19 protein-coding genes and 1 pseudogene are annotated in these 20,627 nt (G+C 30.9%); 2 read left to right on the forward strand and 18 right to left on the reverse strand.

Annotated elements, in window-relative coordinates; genetic code table 11:
* From C7U54_RS11100 to C7U54_RS11145, 10 genes are all read right to left on the reverse strand, one after another.
* On the reverse strand, window positions 1-1,758 hold the full coding sequence (locus C7U54_RS11100) for a phosphoenolpyruvate carboxykinase (protein WP_107030345.1): 1,758 nt from the start codon (window positions 1,756-1,758) through the stop codon (window positions 1-3).
* A 200-nt stretch (window positions 1,759-1,958) separates the two neighbouring features.
* Window positions 1,959-2,465, reverse strand: a complete 507-nt coding sequence (gene lepB, locus C7U54_RS11105) for a signal peptidase I (protein ID WP_022000914.1) — start codon at window positions 2,463-2,465, stop codon at window positions 1,959-1,961.
* A 26-nt stretch (window positions 2,466-2,491) separates the two neighbouring features.
* A complete protein-coding gene (locus tag C7U54_RS11110; protein ID WP_022000915.1) occupies window positions 2,492-3,217 on the reverse strand; it encodes a SigB/SigF/SigG family RNA polymerase sigma factor in 726 nt (241 codons plus the stop codon).
* Window positions 3,210-3,635 carry an anti-sigma F factor gene (gene spoIIAB / locus C7U54_RS11115; RefSeq protein ID WP_022000916.1) on the reverse strand — a complete coding sequence of 142 codons (426 nt, stop codon included), beginning with the start codon at window positions 3,633-3,635 and terminating at the stop codon, window positions 3,210-3,212. Before spoIIAB ends, C7U54_RS11110 begins: the two co-directional genes overlap by 8 nt.
* The gene (locus tag C7U54_RS11120) at window positions 3,632-3,955 is read right to left on the reverse strand and encodes an STAS domain-containing protein (protein ID WP_022000917.1); all 324 of its coding nucleotides are present in this window, start codon (window positions 3,953-3,955) and stop codon (window positions 3,632-3,634) included. Before C7U54_RS11120 ends, spoIIAB begins: the two co-directional genes overlap by 4 nt.
* A gap of 88 nt (window positions 3,956-4,043) precedes the next feature.
* Window positions 4,044-5,186, reverse strand: coding sequence for a D-alanyl-D-alanine carboxypeptidase family protein (locus tag C7U54_RS11125; protein ID WP_022000918.1), 1,143 nt, complete (start codon window positions 5,184-5,186; stop codon window positions 4,044-4,046).
* A 138-nt stretch (window positions 5,187-5,324) separates the two neighbouring features.
* Entirely contained in the window at window positions 5,325-5,696 is a 372-nt protein-coding gene (locus C7U54_RS11130) for an HD-GYP domain-containing protein (protein WP_107030329.1), read from the reverse strand.
* Between the two features lie 131 nt (window positions 5,697-5,827).
* Window positions 5,828-8,788 carry a bifunctional diguanylate cyclase/phosphodiesterase gene (locus C7U54_RS11135; protein WP_107030330.1) on the reverse strand — a complete coding sequence of 987 codons (2,961 nt, stop codon included), beginning with the start codon at window positions 8,786-8,788 and terminating at the stop codon, window positions 5,828-5,830.
* Between the two features lie 15 nt (window positions 8,789-8,803).
* Complete coding sequence (locus tag C7U54_RS11140) at window positions 8,804-10,228, reverse strand: extracellular solute-binding protein (protein WP_107030331.1); 1,425 nt, start codon at window positions 10,226-10,228, stop codon at window positions 8,804-8,806.
* A 207-nt stretch (window positions 10,229-10,435) separates the two neighbouring features.
* Complete coding sequence (locus C7U54_RS11145; RefSeq protein WP_107030332.1) at window positions 10,436-12,001, reverse strand: L-lactate permease; 1,566 nt, start codon at window positions 11,999-12,001, stop codon at window positions 10,436-10,438.
* Window positions 12,002-12,138: 137 nt separating this feature from the next.
* Here C7U54_RS11145 and C7U54_RS11150 point away from each other — a divergent pair, with 137 nt between their 5' ends.
* Window positions 12,139-13,440 carry a fused HPr family phosphocarrier protein/2-hydroxyacid dehydrogenase gene (locus C7U54_RS11150; RefSeq protein WP_022000923.1) on the forward strand — a complete coding sequence of 434 codons (1,302 nt, stop codon included), beginning with the start codon at window positions 12,139-12,141 and terminating at the stop codon, window positions 13,438-13,440.
* 42 nt (window positions 13,441-13,482) lie between these two features.
* Here C7U54_RS11150 and C7U54_RS11155 read toward each other — a convergent pair whose 3' ends face one another.
* From C7U54_RS11155 to tnpA, 3 genes are all read right to left on the reverse strand, one after another.
* Window positions 13,483-13,746, reverse strand: coding sequence for a hypothetical protein (locus C7U54_RS11155; RefSeq protein ID WP_022000924.1), 264 nt, complete (start codon window positions 13,744-13,746; stop codon window positions 13,483-13,485).
* Between the two features lie 177 nt (window positions 13,747-13,923).
* A complete protein-coding gene (locus C7U54_RS11160) occupies window positions 13,924-15,009 on the reverse strand; it encodes an RNA-guided endonuclease InsQ/TnpB family protein (RefSeq protein WP_107030333.1) in 1,086 nt (361 codons plus the stop codon).
* Window positions 15,010-15,018: 9 nt separating this feature from the next.
* Window positions 15,019-15,411, reverse strand: coding sequence for an IS200/IS605 family transposase (tnpA, locus tag C7U54_RS11165; protein WP_241522610.1), 393 nt, complete (start codon window positions 15,409-15,411; stop codon window positions 15,019-15,021).
* A gap of 194 nt (window positions 15,412-15,605) precedes the next feature.
* Here tnpA and C7U54_RS11170 point away from each other — a divergent pair, with 194 nt between their 5' ends.
* On the forward strand, window positions 15,606-15,824 hold the full coding sequence (locus tag C7U54_RS11170) for a hypothetical protein (protein WP_107030335.1): 219 nt from the start codon (window positions 15,606-15,608) through the stop codon (window positions 15,822-15,824).
* A gap of 102 nt (window positions 15,825-15,926) precedes the next feature.
* Here C7U54_RS11170 and C7U54_RS11175 read toward each other — a convergent pair whose 3' ends face one another.
* The 5 genes and pseudogenes from C7U54_RS11175 to C7U54_RS11195 all read right to left on the reverse strand — a co-directional run bounded on the left by C7U54_RS11175 (window position 15,927) and on the right by C7U54_RS11195 (window position 20,464).
* Window positions 15,927-17,249, reverse strand: coding sequence for an NCS2 family permease (locus tag C7U54_RS11175; protein ID WP_022000877.1), 1,323 nt, complete (start codon window positions 17,247-17,249; stop codon window positions 15,927-15,929).
* Window positions 17,250-17,321: 72 nt separating this feature from the next.
* Entirely contained in the window at window positions 17,322-18,035 is a 714-nt protein-coding gene (locus C7U54_RS11180) for a DUF554 domain-containing protein (RefSeq protein WP_107030336.1), read from the reverse strand.
* Window positions 18,023-18,862 (reverse strand): annotated as a pseudogene (locus tag C7U54_RS11185) (HAD family hydrolase). The gene C7U54_RS11180 and the pseudogene C7U54_RS11185 overlap by 13 nt, the downstream one beginning before the upstream one ends.
* A gap of 74 nt (window positions 18,863-18,936) precedes the next feature.
* Complete coding sequence (locus C7U54_RS11190; RefSeq protein ID WP_022000881.1) at window positions 18,937-19,881, reverse strand: calcium/sodium antiporter; 945 nt, start codon at window positions 19,879-19,881, stop codon at window positions 18,937-18,939.
* Window positions 19,882-19,894: 13 nt separating this feature from the next.
* A complete protein-coding gene (locus C7U54_RS11195; RefSeq protein WP_022000882.1) occupies window positions 19,895-20,464 on the reverse strand; it encodes a manganese efflux pump MntP in 570 nt (189 codons plus the stop codon).
* Window positions 20,465-20,627: the final 163 nt, after the last annotated feature.

The raw sequence follows: 20,627 nt of genomic DNA on the forward strand, positions 1-20,627 counted from the left end.
TTATTCATCATCTTCTAACATTTTTAATTCTTTTTCACCTGTAATATATTTTAAGATTTCAGTAGCTGCTTCTTTAGGACCATTATGTTCATTACCTTTAATTCCTAAACGAGTACGTAATTGTCCAACCTTAACTCCTTGATCAAACATACGTTGGAAATAATCTTGTAATAATGGTTCACATTGATCTTGTCTTTGTACAGGTCCAAATGGATTTGCAAAGTAGCTTCCTACTAAACCATATTCAGTTGTTGTTCCTTTAGCCATACGATTACCAGCTCTAAAGACTTTAAGAGCATCATCAACATTATCAAAGAAACTTAATGAATCTCCATTTTCTTCATAATTGTTTGCATATAAGAACATATCAACATCATGCTTAGCAACTACATCTTTATATTCTGTAATTGGAATAACGATACGAGCATTGACTTTATCAGGATTCATGAAAACAGACCTATCTAATTCTTTAAAACTATAACCTGCATCTAAATCATCAAGTCTTACGAAAGCCCCAATTTCTGTACCTGATGTTTTAACAGTTCCTTTTTCGTCTAATGATAATAACCCCATGTCATCATAAACAGTGATTAAATCTCTGATATAAGCTGCTCCATAAACTTTAATTTGTTCGATTGTTTCAGACTTACCAGCTCCACTATCACCCATAACAACGATATTTTTTGTTTCTCCACTTTGTAAAGTGATTTGAACCATTGCCCCATGGACTGGAAGTTGTTTTTTATTGATTTTTCTTACATTGTGTAATGTAAGCATCATTTTCTTCATGTAACCGAAATAATCAAATTCATCGTTTGCTGAAAGTAAAGCAACCATCATATCATTTTCATCATCTTGATAGAAATATTGATGTTTTTTACCATCTTCATATCCATAAACATAAATCATATCTGGTTTTCTATTACGATATTCTTCTTCAGTTGCTAATTGGAATAAGTTACATAAAGTAACACCTTGTGCCATATAAGCGACATTGAAATAAACAAAACATAATAGATCTCCTACTTTTGCAGGATAACAGAACCATTGATCTTGATCAAATTTTAAATCTTCAATTGGGTTTTTCTTTGTTTCAGGGAAAACCCCATCTCTTTTATTACGTTTTGAATATGTAATAAAAGGTGGATGAATAATAACTGATTCAATAAATGGAATATTGTCTAAACAACGATATTCATATGGTAAAAATGAACGCATATTTGAAACACGTAACCCTGCATTGACACCTGCAGTGATTTGACGTAAAACATTTTCACTTTGTCCAATACATTTATTTTTAATTGATCGATATACTGATAAAACAAGCGCTTCAAAGTTAGCTTGTGCATCAGCGAATTGAACGTTTTGATATCCCCCTCTTGATTCTTCGTTATAAACCACACTATAACGTTGTAAACGACGCCAGAATAAATAGATATCTTCAATTACTTGTGTAAATTCATCCATATCTCTAAAATATGGAGCAAATTTAGGATAAATTGAAGCTAATTCCTTAGGATCCATAACGAGTAATAATCTAAAAACCGTTCTTAAATCATCAACAATATCAATACTTTCTTTTTGAACTTCTCTCAAGTATTCATAAGCTGTTGTTTTCTTTCTTTTGATATCGTGTACATACCCTTTAAGTACACGCGCAAAAGATTCGCTTTCAATCAACTCACAACGTGATTGACAGTATTCTTCTGAAAAGTTAAGAATTGCATTTCCTCTAGTAATTTTAAATTTATATGACATTTTATCATCCTTTCCACCAATAAGATTCCCCATAAATTGCCTTATTGATTGACATTATCTTACCATAATTTTTTTCACAAGCAAAATAAAAACAGTAAAAATATGATTTATTTTTCGATTTTTTTGCTTAAAGTTATACAATTAAGATTTGTTTATCATACGGATGTTTTTTTATTACATATCTATACAAAAAAAGACTCCTATAAAGGAATCTTAAAAAAGACTTTACCAATGACATCATTATCAAAATCAAAATAGCCTAATTTTCTAGAATCTAAAGAATGATTACGATTATCCCCCATGACAAACACTTTTCCTTTAGGAATATCAATAGAAAGATCTTCTGTATTCATATTCTCTTTAATGTAATTTTCTTTTATCTTTTTACCATTAATATACACTTCATTATTTTTAATATCTAGATGATCCCCACCAACAGCAATAACTCGTTTAATAATAAGCGTATCATCTAAACCATCATCATAATCTACAATAATAATATCATTTCTTTTAGGTTGACTATGTTTATAAAAAACTTTATCAATCAAAACAATATTATTTTGAAAATAAGTATTTTCCATACTTGAACCATTAACTCTTGATATTTGCACAAACTGTAAAAATATAAAAGTTGCAATAACTGTTAAAACAATGACTCTTACATATTCCAATATAATTGAAGTCGTACTTTCTTTTCTTTCATTCATAAAATCACCTGAATGAATTATATCACTTAATGAGATTCATTCAAATGTTTTCTTAATTTTGTAATGATTTTCTTTTCTAATCTAGATACTTGTACTTGAGAAATATTTAATCTTTGCGCCACTTTTTCTTGATTGAAATCCAACTGATATCTCATATATAAAATAAGTCTTTCTTTTTCATCAAGTTTTTCTATTTCTAATTTCAATGCAATTTTTTCAAACCACATTGTATGATGTTTATCTTCTATTCTTTCCTCCATTGAAATTGTAGATCCATCTTTTTCATATATCGGTTCAGAAAGTGAAGTTGGATAATAAGAAGCATCTATAGCTTCTACAACATCCATGACATCTACTTCCAGTTCCTTTGCTATTTCTTGAACCGTCGGTTCATAACCATAAAGTGTAATTAATTTTTCTTTTGCTTTGTTAATTTTGATATTCAATTCCTTAAGTGAACGAGAAACCTTGATTGTCCCATCATCCCTAAAATAGCGTTTGATTTCTCCCATAATAATAGGCACCGCATACGTTGAAAATTGAACACCATAATGAACATCAAAATTATTAATAGCTTTCATGAGACCAATACACCCTATTTGAAAAAGATCTTCTTTATCATAATAATTATTCTTAAAACGATGAACAATCGACCAAACTAAACCTAAATTATTTTTTACAATTAATTCCTTAGCTGTTTCATCCCCTTGTTGTGCTAATTGAATATTGTTTAAAACAGCTTCTTTATTCATGGACAATTCTTTTTTTCATTATGAGTTGAGTTCCTAATTCTAAAGAAGATTCGATTGTCATTTCATCACATAATGCTTCAATAATACTCAGTCCCATTCCAGCATGTTCTAATTCTTTTTTAGAAGTAAACATCGGTTGTCTTGCTTTTTCAATATCTTGAATACCTTGTCCTTTATCAATGACATAGATTGTAAGCAAATCATCTTCGATATAAGCTTTAACCTTTACAAGACAGCCTTTATCACCGTTATAACCATGAATGATGGCATTAGAAACAGCCTCTCCTACAACCGTTTTAATTTCTACAATTTCATCTACCGTAGGATTTAAACAAACCACAAAAGAGGCAATACATGTTCTTACAAAAGGTTCATTTTCTAAAGTTGCACTAAAAGATAATGACATTTCATTTGTCATATTTGCGCCTCCTTTAAATATTCCATAATTTCAAATAATCCACTTAACTCAAAAACCTTATAAGCTGTATTAGACAATCTTCTAAGTGATAATTTTCTTCCTTCTTTAGATAATTGTTGATACCTGCCTAAAACCAACCCTACCCCTGCACTATCGATAAAAGTCGTATGTTTAAAATCAAAAATGACATCATCATCATTAATCGCTAGAAGTACATTTAATTTATTTCGATAATACGCAACATTATAACCATCTATTTCTCCGTAAAATGAAATAATCAGTTGTCCATTTTCAATTTCATGTTCCATTTTATTTTCCATTTTTTCATCTCCTTAAATGCATCTTAGCTCATCTTAAAAAGAAAAAAAATAGATTCGACAAAACTAGAAATAATGACAAAAAAAGAGTCTAAATCAACGATTTATAGACTCTCAATAATTTATCTAAAAAATTCATTTTTTTGACATCTTTTTCTAAATATAAAGAATAACTTGCAATTGTCTTATTTTGTTTTTTCACTACTAATTCTCCTATTTCCTGATTTTTAAAAACAGGAAGTTCTATTTGATTATATTTGATTTTCGTTTTCACTTCTCCCTTACTTGCTCTATCATTTAAATAATAAATATCTTTAGGTGTAATAACTTTAACTTCTTGATCAACCAAATCTTTGATCTTTAACGTATCTAACACTTCTCCTTTAGAATAGAGTTTTATTTGTTGATACTTAGAATAACCATAATTCAATAAACCTTTCATATCTTCATTCCGTGTTTGGGGCTTATCTTCATTCATTAAAACACCTATTAAACGTAAATTATCTTTTTTACACGTTGTTACAATACAATACCCTGCTTCTTTGGTATAACCTGTTTTTAAGCCATCGACCCCTTGATATTGTTTTAAAAGTTTATTTGTATTAACAAGCCAAAATTTTTGATGATTTTTTTCACGAATGTAACTATCATATAACGATGTTACTGAAAACAGTTTTTTCCCACCTATTTTAATTAAATACGCTCCCATGGTTGCTAAATCTTTAGCACATGTGTAATGTTCAACGTCATGAAGTCCTGTGCAATTTTTAAAATGTGTATTCACCAGTTTCAATTGTTTAGCCTTTTCATTCATCATTTTAACGAACTCTTGATGACTGCCAGCAATTCCTTCTCCAATTAAAACAGATGCATCATTTGCAGAAGCAATTGCCACACATTTAAAAAGTTCATTAACACTCATTTTTTCATTTTCTTCTAAATAAACTTGACTTCCTCCCATACTTGCAGCATAGGCTGAACAACTAAGTGTATCATTCCAATTAATCCTTTTTTCTTTAATAGCTTCAAATAATAAAATCATTGTCATAATTTTTGTCGTAGATGCAGGATATAATCTTTTCGTTTCATTTTTATGATATAAAACTTGTTGACTATTTGCATCAATCAAAATTGCACTTTCTGCCCCACTTGCAAGATTTGTTGCATGAACAACATTGATTTGACAAAAAAGCATCATGATCCCTATTAATAAACATAATCCTTTTTTTAACATGTAAAACCACCTCATGACATTGTATGTTTTTTTGTCATTTTCTTGATAAAAACGAAAAAAAAGAGAAAACTACTTTTCCCTAGATTATTTCTATTTCATGATAACAAAAATCAATTGTCTATATATCTCGATAATTTTTTATGTCATCGTATCAATTGAATCGCATAAAGCAATAATACGTAATCCTAAAGGAATTTCTTTCCCGTTGAGGCCATATCGTTCATGATGATGTAAAACAATTTTACTAAAAGGTGCTAACAAATGTGATTTATCAAGAATATTCGCACCTATTTGAGGGTGTGTTTTCATCATTTCCCATTCTTGTTCATCTAATTTTCCTTCTTTATTTAAAATCGCATCATCAATTCCTATTTTAACAATATCATGCAAATGGGCAGCAATATGCATCATCCGATTTAAACCAAGTAATCTACAAAGAATTTCTACCATATCACTTACGCTTTTTGAATGTCCTGCCGTATAAGGACTTTTAGCATCTAATGCCGCCATGATACATCCAATAATTTCATGATACTCTAACAATGTACTTTTTTACATTGACATTTTCTTGTATGTCTGCTCATTTCTAGCCTCCTGTTATCAAACGCTAACAATTATAACAAAGAAAAGATGATTTTTCATCATCTTTTCTTCCAATAATTTTTAATTGTTTGTATAGATTCATCAAAAACTTCTTGAGGGTTTGATTGAGGATAAGATAAGTAATAACCTTGTAAATAATCCACCCCTAACTCTAAGACTTTAAGAAGTTCTTCTTTCGTTTCAATACCCTCTGCAATAATATAAGCCTCTCTTTGATGTGCATACTCAACAATATTTGAAACAAGTTGTTGCTTATCAAAATCTTTATCAATATCTCTTACAATAGTAAGATCAATTTTTATGTATTTTGGATTTAAATTTAATAAATTAATTTCTGTATTATAACCACTACCATAATCATCCAACGCAAACATTCCTGAAAAACCTTCGGTTTCTCTTTTACGAACCAAAGCTTCTTCTGACATATTTTCTTCTTCTGTTACTTCTACGACGATTTGTGATTGAATATGACTAAAACAGTGATGGAAGCGTGTACGGTCTTCATCATTTAAAGACACCGATGCAATAGAATTAATAAATAATAAAGCATCTTCTTTAACTAATTTATTTTTTCTTAATTGATCAAAAGTTTCTGTTGATTTAAAAATACAAATTCTTTCTACATCTTCCAGTTTATTTTCCTCACGTGCAATTTTTAAAATCATTTCAGGATTTTTCAAAGTAGCAAGTTGACTACGCATTAAAGCTTCATAAGCGATAATTTCTCCATTTTTTGCAGAAAGGATCGGTTGGAAATGATATGCTAATTGTTCCTTTTCAATTAATTGATGGAATTCTAAACGCATTTGTCGATTAAGTTTTTCATCTTCATAAAGAGCCTTATCAAATTCTGCAAGATTTCCTTTTGTAGATTTCTTAACTTGATACATTGCAAAATCTGCATATTTTTTCAAAAAGTCAAAATAAACACTATTTTGAGGATACCAAGAGATTCCAATAGAGGCACTTAAATTCATTTTATTACCATTAGGTAATAAAACTGTTCTATGTTGCATAATTGATGTCATTGAAATAAGTCTTTGTCGTATTTCTTCTTGACTGTCATAACCATATAAGAATAAATAGAACTCATCTCCTGAAACGCGCGCACAAATTGTTTTTTCAGGAACATTTTCTTGGAAACATTTTCCACATTGGTGAATATAGTTATCACCCCAATCATGTCCAAAAGCATCATTGATTTTTTTCAAGTTGTCTAAATCAATCATCACCAAGGCAGCAATTTTTAGTTGTTCAGAGTGTTCAAATAGATAATCCATGTGTCTTTGGAAAGAAAAACGATTATATAATCCTGTTAAAACATCAAAATCACGTTCATGTTCAATACGTTGTCTTTCTAAATAATTTGTCGTAATATCTTCGGCAATACCAATTTCACGATCTGCTTCTTTTCTCATTTTCAAACGTACATAACGTAGGCCTACATATTTTTTTATACAGTAAATACGTTCGTTTTCATTTTCAATTTCAACTTGATAATCTCTTTCTACTTCTTTAAATAATTCTTCAAATTGTTCATAACTTAAAGGAAGAGTGACCTTATCAATACCAAGCAACAAGAAGAAATTGTCTGTGACATAGACATTTTTACTTTCCTTTTTAATTTCAAAACCACCAATATCAATACTTGCCATATTCATAATATTTAAGAATTTTGTCGACGTTTCCAAAACTTCTTGACTTAAAGCAGTAATTGCGGATGAAAACTGATCAATTTCTTGAATACCTGTTGCGTGTAATTCTGGTATTTCTTTTACTAGTCTTGAATTATCTACTTCTTTAGAAAGGCGACTGATGGGTCCAGATATTTTTCTAGACACATAAAAGATTCCAATTAATGAAACAATTCCTACTAATACAATCATTGAAATTTGTAGGTAAAAAATATGATTAGAGAATGTATAAAGTTGATTTCGTTCAACAAGTGATACCAATTGCCATTGGTGTTTAGAGAAAGGACCATTACTATTATAAATATTCAAATTTTGAACTGCTGCATAATATTCTTTCCCATTTAAAAAGACAAAATTATTTTTATCATTATCTTCTGTTAAATAGAATTTTTTTAATTGTTTACGCTTTACTGATGCCGAGGAAACAACTAAAGAATTGTGTTGATCATTCGTTTCTACAGAAAGGACATAGCTTCCTTGATTATCATTTTTAAGTTCATCGATCGGCATTAAATTTTCTAAATAAGAAGTAAGAAGTTCAACACCCACCACTCCATAAACGGTTCCATCTGGTAAAATAAGTGGCATCGAATAAGAAATTGCAGAATTATCATCATTTTTTAAATGATAGCTTTTTTCATTCCAATAGCCATATTCCTTTACTTCCATCTTTATTTTATCATGATATGCTTTTTCAAAAGGTTTATAGAGTAAAGTGTTTTCTTCTGTTGAAAGATCAAAGGTCGATTCCCAATGCGTATCCGTTGAAATATTAAGAGAACGAACAACTTCCACGGGTGCTTTTTCCATAAGCAAATCACCATATTCTTTTACAAAAAACGTATTAGGGTCATTGTTTCGAATATAGATTCCTGGTTTATTATCTTTATTTTCTCTTAAATCATGTGTATTTAAAATAACAAAAATTCCTGTTGCTTCTTTACTATAAAGCGTTGAAATCAATTCCTTAGAAATCTCATTTAAAAGTGGCGCACTTGCTTTACTTGAAGAATCCAATGTTTGTAAAGAAATGACATCTTGGTCAATAAGTTGTTGAGTACGTTCATTAATTGTTTGTGAAATCGTTGATAAATTAGACCACTTTTGAATCATTTCATTTTGTAGATAGCTTCTTCTATTTTCTGTTTGTTGTATCAAAATATCTCTAGCATTTTTATCAAGCTGATCATTAATCCCCAAAATCCAATAACTTCCTGTCATTAAGACAATTTCAACAAGAACCACTATTAAAAGTGGCCTTAAAATCGTCCGATATACCGTTTTAGAATTTCCCATCTTATTCATAACGATAATCTCCTATTAATCTTCATATGTTTGTAATTGCGTTTTTGTTTCTTGATACCATTGTTCAAAGTATTCATCACTATTAAATGAAGCTGTTGCTTGATCAAGATCTTGCCCATTTTTTAAATTGGTTTCAACAACTTGACGATCTTCAGTCGCTTTATCTGCCATCATTGATTGTAAGTAGGCTCTTGCTGTTGTTCCTTGTTTAAAAGCTTTTGGAGAATACATTGCATTTTCTTTTACTGTGTCAATTGAAACTTCTACAACTTTTTGAGTATCCATATTGTTGTTATTATCAACAAGTGGTTCTACTTTATTAGCTTCTTTTTTAACAGGAAGATATCCTGTTTCTTTAGAAAATTGTACGTTTTGTTTAGTATCTGTTAACCATTTTAAAAATTCAACAGCAGCTTGTTGTTTTGTTTTTGTTGTTTTCATTACAGCCATTCCTGCACCTTGTTGAATCGCATAATTTTTACTATCTTTAAATTGAGGACATGGTAAGGTTTCCATTTTAATTGAATATGTTTCATCATTACTATTTGTTACGGTTTTAGGAAAATAAGTTGCTGAAGAACTCGATCCAACATAACCAATAATATTTCCTGTTTTAATGTCATCTGTTCTAAAGACACCAGAAGCAGTAAAATAACCTTTAATATAAGGAATATAATAATTATCCCATAATTTACGTGCAACTTTTTCATTATAATCAAGTTTCATTTTTCCATTTTTAACTTTAAAGATTTCATGTCCTAATTGCATAGAACCCGCCAAAATATAGTTTGCCATCGCATCACGACCAAAGAACGCTTTTCCATCATTTGGTTTTGGTGTTAAACTATCCGTCCATTCATAATATTTTTGTGAAACTTCTACAAGTCCTTCAATTGTTGATAAATCTTTAGAACTTACATTGGTTGCTTTTGCAAAAATATCAAAATCTGTTTTATTGATTGTTAAAATTTCTGTTGATTTTGCAACAGGAAAAACTTTCAATTTTCCATTATTTAAAATATTCCCATCTTGAACATATCCCTCAATATATTCATCAAGTTCATCATCACTAAAATATTTATTTAAATCAACAATACCATGCATTTGATCAATTGTATAAGCAATGTCATTATAGGCTGAAAACATATCTGGAATCTCACTTGCTCCTACTTTCTTTTCAATAGAATCTTTAAGATTTTTTTCCAAATCATTTACCGTTCCACAAGAAACACTTTCAACATATATCCCATTTTCTTTCCCTTGTGTACGATTAAATTTCTTAACTAACGTATTAAACGAACTTAATTGATCTCCGTTATAATAGGTCCATACTGTAATATCAACAGGATTTGATGAAGAATAAAGTTCTTCTTTTTGACTCCCACATCCTGATAATAAAACCCCTAAAATAATAAAACTACTCATAATTCCCTTTTTCATATTTTTCCACCTTCTTGGCACCTATTATCTCATAAAATCTCCTTTCTATCGAGGATTTTCTATGAAATTAATACATATTTACTTTTTATAATGAATTAAAAAAGAAATCATTTACTGTGATTTCTCTTTTCATATAATAATTTAAAATCTACCTAAAGAAAAAGAAGTATCTTTTTACAGATACTTCCTAAATCATTTATTTTTAATTTAAGCAATTCCAAAGATTGCCCAGACGTATTGTCCAAAGAAACATACGAGTGCACTAATAATAATGAATAAAGCAGCGTATGGTAATACTTTTTTAAGTAATTCTCCATCTCTACCCGCTTCATCAACAGCGACTAATCCAATAGCAATACTTTGTGGTGCCATCATTTTACCAGTAGCAACACCTAAGCTGTTTGCGGCAGCAAGCCAATATTTATTAGCACCAATACTTGCAGCAGTAGACATTTGAACTGATCCAAATAAAGCACTTGAACTTGTACCTGATCCTGTAACGAATGTACCTAATGCTCCTAACATTGGGGCAAAGAATGGATAAACAGGTCCAAATACTGAAAATAAAGCGGCAACGGCAGCAATCATTCCTGAATATTGCATAACACGAGCTGTTGCTAAAATAAATAACATTGTTAAAATTGTAAACATCATTTGTTTTAATGTTGCAATAAAGACAGCAACCATTTCTGATACTTTTGCTTTTTGGATAAATCCACCAACGATGGCACATAAAATAATTAAGACACCTGGTGTATTGATCCATGTAAATGTTGTCATACTTGCGTTTTTGTATGTTGAAATTTTTACACTTGTCGCAAATGATGATAACGCATCATGGATTGGTGGTACTAAATTACTTGTAAGTAATAAAACAACAAAGATTAAAATAAACGGTGATAACGCTTGTAAAGTTTTTCCTACTTTTAAAGGACTTCCTTTTTTTACTTCTAAACGATATTCATCAGGAATAGCGTCTGGATTTGTAAATTTCATACTAGCTAAAATTGTACATACTAATGAGATAACTGAAGCTGCAACCCCCGCAAGTTCAGCACCAACAAAATATGAAACAACCATTTCTGGAATTAAGAAAGATAATCCTGAAACTAAAACAACTGGTACAATTCCTTTAAAGGCAGAACCTTTTCCTTTTGTACTTTTTCCTAAAATATAAACCATCACAAATGGTGTTAAAATAATTAAAACACTTAAAGCACAAGAAGTTGCAAAAGCAATTAAGTTATTTTCTAAACCTAAGTTTGTTGCAAGTGTTACTGTAGGAATAGCAATTGACCCAAATGGTGTTGGTGTTGAATTGGCAACTAAACAAACAAGACAGGCTAGAATTGGATCAAAATCTAAAACCCATAACATACTTGCTGGAATCGCAACTGCTGTACCAAATCCAGCCATTGCTTCCATGAAACCACCAAATGACCATCCAATTAATAAAACTAAAACACGTTTATCAGCGGATACACTTGTAAGTAATTTTTTAATCATATCGATTGATCCTGTACGTAAAGATAAGTTATACGTAAAAACTGCTGCAATAATAACGATAACAATTGGCCACATTGCAAACGCAAAACCTTCTAAAACAGAAGTTAATGTATCTGACATTGAGAATCCAAAATATGTTAATGCTTCAACCGCAGCAATAATTAAGGCACCTAAAGCAGCCTTATATCCTGGCCATTTTAAACCACATAAAGCGATTACTAACCAGATAATAGGTAATAAACCTAAGATAAAATTAATAATTAGCATTATTTTTCCCCCTCTTGACAAACCTATTATAGTGATATTTTATAAAATTTCCATCACTTTTGTAATTTTTCTCAATTTCTTCTTTATTCTCATTTTTTTTGTGCTAAAATGGTCTTGCAAAATGGAGGAGATTTAAAATGAAAGAAATTAGTTATGTAGTTAATAACACATTAGGTATTCATGCAAGACCTGCTGCATTGCTTGCTCAATGTTGCGTGAATTTCAAAAGCCAAGTAAGAATTCACTTAGGTGATAAAGTGGCTGATGGAGACAACGTTCTTCAAATCTTAGCATTAGGTGCTAAAAAAGGTGATACTTTAAGAGTGGATATCGATGGTGATGACGAAGAAGTTGCAGCAAAAGCAATCGAAGAATTATTACATGGTGCTTTTGAAGAAAAGAAACCTGTAGATGTTTTAAAAATTGCATTCTTTGGAACTAAAGATTATGATAGAACTTTCTTTAGTGAATTAGTAAAAGATAAAGGTCAAGGAACTTACAATTCAGATATCAAATATTTTGATTCTCAATTAGGACCTGAAACTGCTGGTTTAGCTCAAGGTTATGATGCTGTATGTATCTTCGTTAACGATAACGCTTCAAGACCAGTTGTTGAAAAATTACATGAATGTGGTGTTAAATTAATCTTATTACGTTGTGCTGGATTCAACAATGTTGATTTACAAGCTGCAAAAGAATATGGAATTACAGTTTTACGTGTTCCTGCTTATTCACCATATGCAGTTGCTGAACATGCAATGGCAATTCTACAAGAAGCAAACCGTCGTTTACACAAAGCTTATACAAAAGTTAAAGATAATAACTTTGCTTTAAGTGGTTTATTAGGTTTAGACCTACATAATAAAGTTGCTGGTATCATGGGTACTGGTAAAATCGGTCAATGTATGGCTAGAATTTGTAAAGGTTATGGTATGACAGTTTTAGGATGGGATGCTTATCCTAACCAAGCATTAGTTGATGAAGGTTTATTAACTTATGTAAGTAAAGAAGAATTATTAAAGAGAGCTGATTTAATTTCTTTACACTGTCCATTAATTATGGGAGATAATGGAACTTATCATTTAATTAACGATGAAACAATCGCTTTAATGAAAGATACAGTTATGTTAGTTAATACAAGTAGAGGACCTATCATTGATCCTGAAGCATTAATTAGAGCATTAAAACAAGGTAAATTCCATGCTGTTGCTTTAGACGTATATGAAGGTGAAGATAATAACGTTTATACAGATAAAAGTGATGTTGCTATCACAAACGATATCACAGCTCGTTTACAAATGTTCCCTCAACTTGTTTTAACAAGTCACCAAGCATTCTTTACTCGTGAAGCTTTACAAGCAATCGCTGTTGTTACAATGGAAAATGCACGTAACTTCAATGAAGGTAATGAATTAGGAAACGCTGAATGTAAAGCATAATAATAATGGAGCCAAGTGTGGCTCCTTTTTTATTACTTAAAATTATGATATTATTTTTAATAATTCTTGGGTTAATTTTGAATCTAAAGCAGTAAATAGCTTTTTACCTTGGTTGTTTGTGAATACATAGCATACATCGTTTTTTTCTTGATATTGTAAGGCACTTTTGTATTTAGGAAGTTCAAATCTAACTCCATTTTTAATCTTATCTAAAACATATTCTTTTTCTCCAAAAGTACTATCAATCACCACTTTATTGTTTTCAATATCAATCACTTTAATTGTCGTAAGATGAACATCAAACATACATAATCCCTCCTTTTTTATAAATTATAATACTTACTTGTTTGACACTCCCCATGTCTAAAGGCAGGGGATTCCTGCTACCTGCCAACATTGTTGGCTGACCAGTTCGTTTCTGATAGGTCGCAGTGCAAGTTAGGGGTATGCCATTACCCTTCCTAGAGCAGAACCTATAGTTCTCTAGGCAGTATATCTGTTACCAATATACTCAGTTGAGTTGCATATATTTATTGCTCCTAGCAGATCCCTGTGTGTTTGATATCCACATCTGCATATATAATTCCTGTCTTTTGCATGATGAACACTTCCACATATCGGACAAATCTGACTTGTATACGCTGGATCTACATACTCAACTTCTATGCCTGCAAGTTTTGCTTTGTATTCTATAAATGTAGCTAGTCTATAGAATGACCATGTATGCAGGCTATGATTGTTTTTTCGACTTGTTCTTGTCGTAGAGCGTATGTTTTGAAGTCGCTCTAATTTGATTACTGATACGTCATGAGCTCTTGCTGTATTTACAATTTCACGACTTAGCTTATGATCTATATCTTTCATGATACGTTGTTCTTTGTTGTTGATTTTGACAACCGCCTTTGGCTTCTTTGCTTTTTTTTGAAATCTTTTTCTAAGATTGTTGAAGTGTCTTCTTATATATTTGTTTTTTCTCCCATTTCCATAAAACTTGATACTTCCATCTGGACAGTAACTTACCGCAGGACATTTGATTCCAAGATCAACACCCATGACATTGTCATTTGAAGAAGCAGCATCTTCTTTGGTATCATAGACGATTTGTGCTACGAGGTCATGTCCTTTTACAACAATACGCATCGTTCCTAATTTACTGGATGAAAAAATTGATTTCTGTCTTTCTGACATTTTTGTCTTGACTGATATACGTTTTGACTTTCCATTGATGATTACTGGAAAGTTAATACAGTCATCATTGATCCTAAAGTTTTGGTTGTTGATATAACAACACATTTTTTTCAAAACAGGAAGTTTTACTTGAGTATCTGAATTTCTTAAAACCTTATTATATTTTCTTATGATGGACTTGGCATCTCGAATACATTGATTGCATAAGGCACTTGGAAGAGCAGCATTTACATCTGCTGTTGTTATTTTTGTAATAGCTCTTCCATTGATTGCATCAAGAACAAGATAATTGACTGTAGAAATATACTCCGACATCGTTGCCTTGATTAATTCTGTCCGATATTTATTTGGATAAAGCTTGACTGTTTCTGTTAATTGCATAGATATCACCTAAACGTTTTTTTGATCTTCAATATACTGCTTGATTACAGAAAGTGGTGCATCACCTACTGTAGATACAAAATAGCTATTGGTCCATAGCGATGGGATCCTTGATTTCAACCAAGGAAACTCCTGTCTCAACACTCTAGAAGAATAGCCCTTGATTCTTTTAACTGCTTTGTGAATTCCATATTGTGGATCTACTTCCATAAGCAAATGTACATGATCTGGCATGATTTTCATTTCAATGATTTCGACATTCAATTGATCACAGGTTTCTTTAATCAACTCCTTTAAGCGATCATCCACACCATCTACAAGAACGGGACGTCGATATTTTGGACAGAATACAACATGATATTTACAGGAATAGGTCACATTATTATTTGATTTGCACTTCATGAATATATTATACTACCAAAAGCTATCTAATGATATATGTTATTGATAAAAGCTTAAAAAAGTTGCCTTATATATCCACAGCTAAAGCTGGGAGCTTTACGGCAACATTTGGTAAAACTTGTGTTTTCAATTGTAAGTACATAATATTTACACATAATAATGTTATAATATAATAAAGATAAGAGGTGATCTATATGAAGCTTATTTATTTAGTAGTTTTTATTATTATCATCATTATTGGAATTTATCTTTATTTATTCATCCAAGATAGAAAAAATAAAGGTAAAGAAAACAAAGAAACTTACTTAAAAACAAAAGAACTTCATGATTTATCCAGAGATGTTCATAGTGACAACTATGAAATTTCAAGAGCACAAGCACATATGACTTTCCGCAGTCCCGGAGGCATGTAATCTTACACTCTAACCCTATCATATTGAAAAGGATGTACAAAACATCCTTTTCATTTAAATAAAAAAAGAGTCTTACGCCTAAGCGTAAAACTCACTTCTTCACTATTTAGGTAAGAACACTAAGAAGATTACAAAACAGATATCTAAGATCCATACGATTGGCTTAATTTCTTTAATTTTACCAACACCAATCATAGAAACGGTATATGTAATAAATCCAATAGCAATACCATTTGAAATAGAATAAGCTAAGATCATAAAAATAACTGTCATGAATCCACTTGCTGCATAAACAATATTATCCCATTCAATTCCTTTTAATTGTTGTGCCATTAAAATACCAACAATAATTAATGCAGGCGCTGTCACTGCACTTGTAACGCATGAAAGTAATGGTGAAAAGAAAACAGATAATAAGAAGCATACCCCAGTAGTAACCGCAGTTAAACCAGTTCTTCCCCCTACTTCAACACCTGAAGTTGATTCAACGAATGATGTAACAGTTGAAGTTCCAGCAATAGAACCAATAACTGTACCGATTGAATCAGCTAATAAAGCACGATCTACGTTTTCTGGATTTCCAGTTTCATCAACTAAGTTTGCTCTGTTACATACAGCAACTAAAGTCCCTGCAGTATCAAAAAAATCAACGAATAATAATGAGAAGATTGCGACATAACATTGTGGATGTGAAGTTAATTCTCCAAGTCCTGAAGCAAATGCTCCTACTAATGAAAAATCAAAGTCAAATGAAATAACTCCAGTAGGAATTTCTGGCATTCCTTTAACACCACAAACTCCAGCAATAATTCCCACAACAGCTGTAACAACTAAACCATAGAAAACAGCTCCAGGAACATTTTTAGTTAAAAGTAATAAAGTAATTAAAATACCAACTACTGCTAAAATAACTGTTGGTTCTTGGAAGTTACCAAGACCGACAAATGTTGATTCATTTGCGACAATAATACCTGCATTTTTTAGACCAATGAAGGCAATAAAGAAACCAATACCTGCCCCAATTGCTAATTTAAGTTGTGCAGGAATAGCATTAATAATCATTGTTCTAATTCCTGTAATAGAAATAACTAAGAAAATAATACCTGAGACAAAAACACAGGCTAAGGCTCCTTTATAAGATAAGCCCATACCAAAACAAATTGTATAAGTAAATAATGCATTCACACCCATACCAGCAGATAAAGCCACTGGATAGTTTGCAACAAGTCCCATAATAATGGTAGCTACAGCAGAAGCAATAGCAGTTGCAAGGAATACCCCTTGTACAGACATTCCCGTTTCACCAAGCATTGCTGGATTGACTGCTAAAATATAAGCCATTGCTAAGAATGTTGTCACACCAGCTAAAATTTCAGTTTTTACTGTAGTGCCTTTTTCACTTAATTTAAAAAACTTGTCTAACATAAATTTCTCCCTTCTTCAAACGTTATTATCGTACATTATTTTTAGACAATTGACAAGCAAACAAAAAAGCACTTACATAAAAAGTGCTAATAACAAGGGCATAAATACCGCTGGTAAAAGATTGCCTACTTTAATTTTTGTATGAAAACATAAATTTGTCCCTACCGCAAATATTAAAACCGAACCCACAAAAGAAATATTAGAAATCATTATTGTCGTAAAATAAGGTGCTAGAAAAGAAGCACAGACTGTCAGCAATCCTTGATAAACAAAAATAGGAATTGCGGAAAAAATTGTTCCCACCCCAAGTGTTGAAGCAAAAACCATAACGATTACAAAGTCCATTACGGCTTTTGAAATCAAAACACTTGAATCATGTAACAAACCATCTTGAAAAGAACCCACAATAGCCATGGCTCCTACACATATAACAAGTGAAGTAGAAACAAAACCATCAATGAATTTAGAATCATTACTTTTAACTTTATTTTTTAAATAGATCCCAAATTGTTCAATTCTTTTTTCAATATTAATAAACTCTCCTAATAACGCTCCAAAGCATAACGATAAAACAAGAATTAAAGAACCGGTGGATTCTAATCCTTCTTTAGATATCTTTAACATCCCTGTCATCGCCCCTGAAATACCAACAAACAAAACTGCTAAACCAATTCCTTGCATAATCGTTTCTTGATACCTATTTTTTAAACCATTTTTATACAATAGACCAATAATACCACCTGCAACAACAGCTATGGTATTAACAATTGTTCCTAATCCAAACATTCAAACAATCCTAACCTTTCCATTTCATAATACACACCATCATTTTCAACACTTTCACAAATGTTATCAGCACTTGCTTTTAATTCTTGGCAGGCATTTTTCATTGCTACACCATAATTGCAAACTTGTAACATTTCATAATCATTCATACTGTCACCAAAAGCAATCGTATCTTCCATTTTCATATGAAGTGTTTCAACGACCTTTTTAATAGCAAGTCCCTTATCCATTCCTTTTTTGATGATTTCACCATTGATAGAATGTTGGCTAAACATTTCATGAACAATAAAATGATAATTTGGTAAGAGTATTTTTGTTTTTTCAATATCTTCTCTATTAAAAGCAATAAAACAAAGTTTATGAATTCCTTGATCTTGATATTTGCTTATATCAACCATATGATATTCTTTCTTTTGTTGTTCTTTTAATCTTTCAAATTCTGAATTTGTTCCTTCATCACCTAACAGAGCATGTGCAAAGTAATGTCGTAATTCTTCACTCGCAAAAGTCATATAAGTTGATTCTAAATTATAAAGAATATGATTTTGCTCAAAAACTTTTCTTGCTTGTTCAACTTCTTCTTTATCTAAATAAGTTGTTTCAATCATTTCCCCTTTAATTTCAAGATAACCACCCGCTGAACAAATACAACCATCAAAATCATCTGACATAATACTTTCAATACCGACACGATTTCTTCCTGTACATAAAAAAATCTAATGCCCATTTTCTCTTGCTTTTTTAATTCCTTTTTTTACAAAATCTGATAAAGGATAATTTGGTGTGACTAATGTTCCATCTATATCTAAAAATACTATTTTTTTCATATATATCTCCTTATAGCGTTTCTATTTTAATCATATTTTATCTTTTTAGCAATAAAAAAAGAGAGCAATGCTCTCTAACGTATAATGATATAGGCTAAGTAAGCAACATAAAGAAGAAGCATAATAATTCCTTCTTTACGATCAATTTTATGTTTCGTAAATCCAAAATATAAAACTATTAAAGAAAAAATAGTTAAAATAAGAATATCAATAATATTTTCAAAGATAAAAGTAATTGGACTAATTGTTGCTGCAATACCTAAAACAAATAAAATATTAAAAACATTTGAACCAATAACATTTCCAAGAGCCATATCTACTTCACCTTTTTTAGCAGCTACCATTGAAGTAACAAGTTCTGGTAAAGAAGTTCCAAGAGCAACAATGGTAAGACCGACTAAGTTTTGTGACATTCCTAAAGATAAAGCAATATTGGAAGCACTATCTACTACAAAATCTCCACCAAATTTAATAGCGATTGCTCCACCAACAATATAAACCAAGCTTAATCCCATTGAAATAACTTTAATTTCTTCTTCCTCTTGATATGTATTCATGGCTTTTTTAGCCGAAACAATCATGTAAACAATATATCCTACAAATAAAATCAAAAGAACAATTCCATCAATATGTCCTAATATCATCCCAAAATAACCTAAGATCATTAATAAAATAGCACATAAAACAGAAAATGGAAATTCTCTTTTAAGCGTATTTACTTGTACTGCAATCGGTACAAATAAAGCAGAAATACCACAAACAACCATTAAATTAAAAATATTAGAACCTACGGCATTTGCTACCGCTAAAGCATTATTTCCTTCCATCGAAGCTGTAATACTGACAGCACATTCAGGTAAACTTGTTCCCATGGCCACAATTGTTAAACCGATGATTAATGAAGGAATATGAAATCTTGTAGCAATAGAAGAACTTCCTTCTACAAAAAAATCTGCCCCTTTCATTAATAAAATAAAACCAACAATAAGAACTAATAATGATACAAATACATTTGTCATAACTTTCTCTCCTTTAAAATAGACCTAAATGTTCTAATAAAATTTTTAAACCAATCACAATTAAAATAATACCACCAGCAATCTCTGCCTTATGTTCATATTTTGACCCAAAAACTTTACCAATATAAACACCAATAAAAGAAATAATAAAAGTCGTACAACCAATAATGCTCATACATTCAACTATTGGATAATTTAAAAAAGCAAAAGTAATTCCTACCGCTAATGCATCAATAGATGTCGCAATCGCAAGTAAAAATAATTCCTTTAAATCTAATTTAAATTCTCCTTCATCTTCATCGTCTTCTGCTTTAATACCATCAATCAACATCTTACCACCAATAATACTAAGTAAAATAAAAGCAATCCAATGATCAATACTTGTAATATAGCTTTCAAAACCTCTACCTAAAAACCAGCCAATAAAAGGCATTAGTGCTTGAAAGCCACCAAAAAATAAAGCGATGATAAAAACATCTCTCTTCTTTACTTTTTGCATTGATAAGCCTTTACAAATTGATACTGCAAAAGCATCCATGGAAAGACCTACTCCAATCAAAAAGATTTCAATAAATAAACTCATACCAAATTCCTTTCTCCTTAAAATAAAAGAGACCCATGCATAAAAAATATGCATGAGTCTCGTTCTTTAAGATTTGCCAGGCTATACGCCATGATGTTGACAAACCGCGTCCTAAGACGTGTACTACTCCCTCATTCAACAGCTTGATAGTATCAAAGTCCTC

Source organism: Faecalibacillus intestinalis, from assembly GCF_003024685.1.
Lineage (GTDB): Bacteria > Bacillota_I > Bacilli_A > Erysipelotrichales > Coprobacillaceae > Faecalibacillus > Faecalibacillus intestinalis.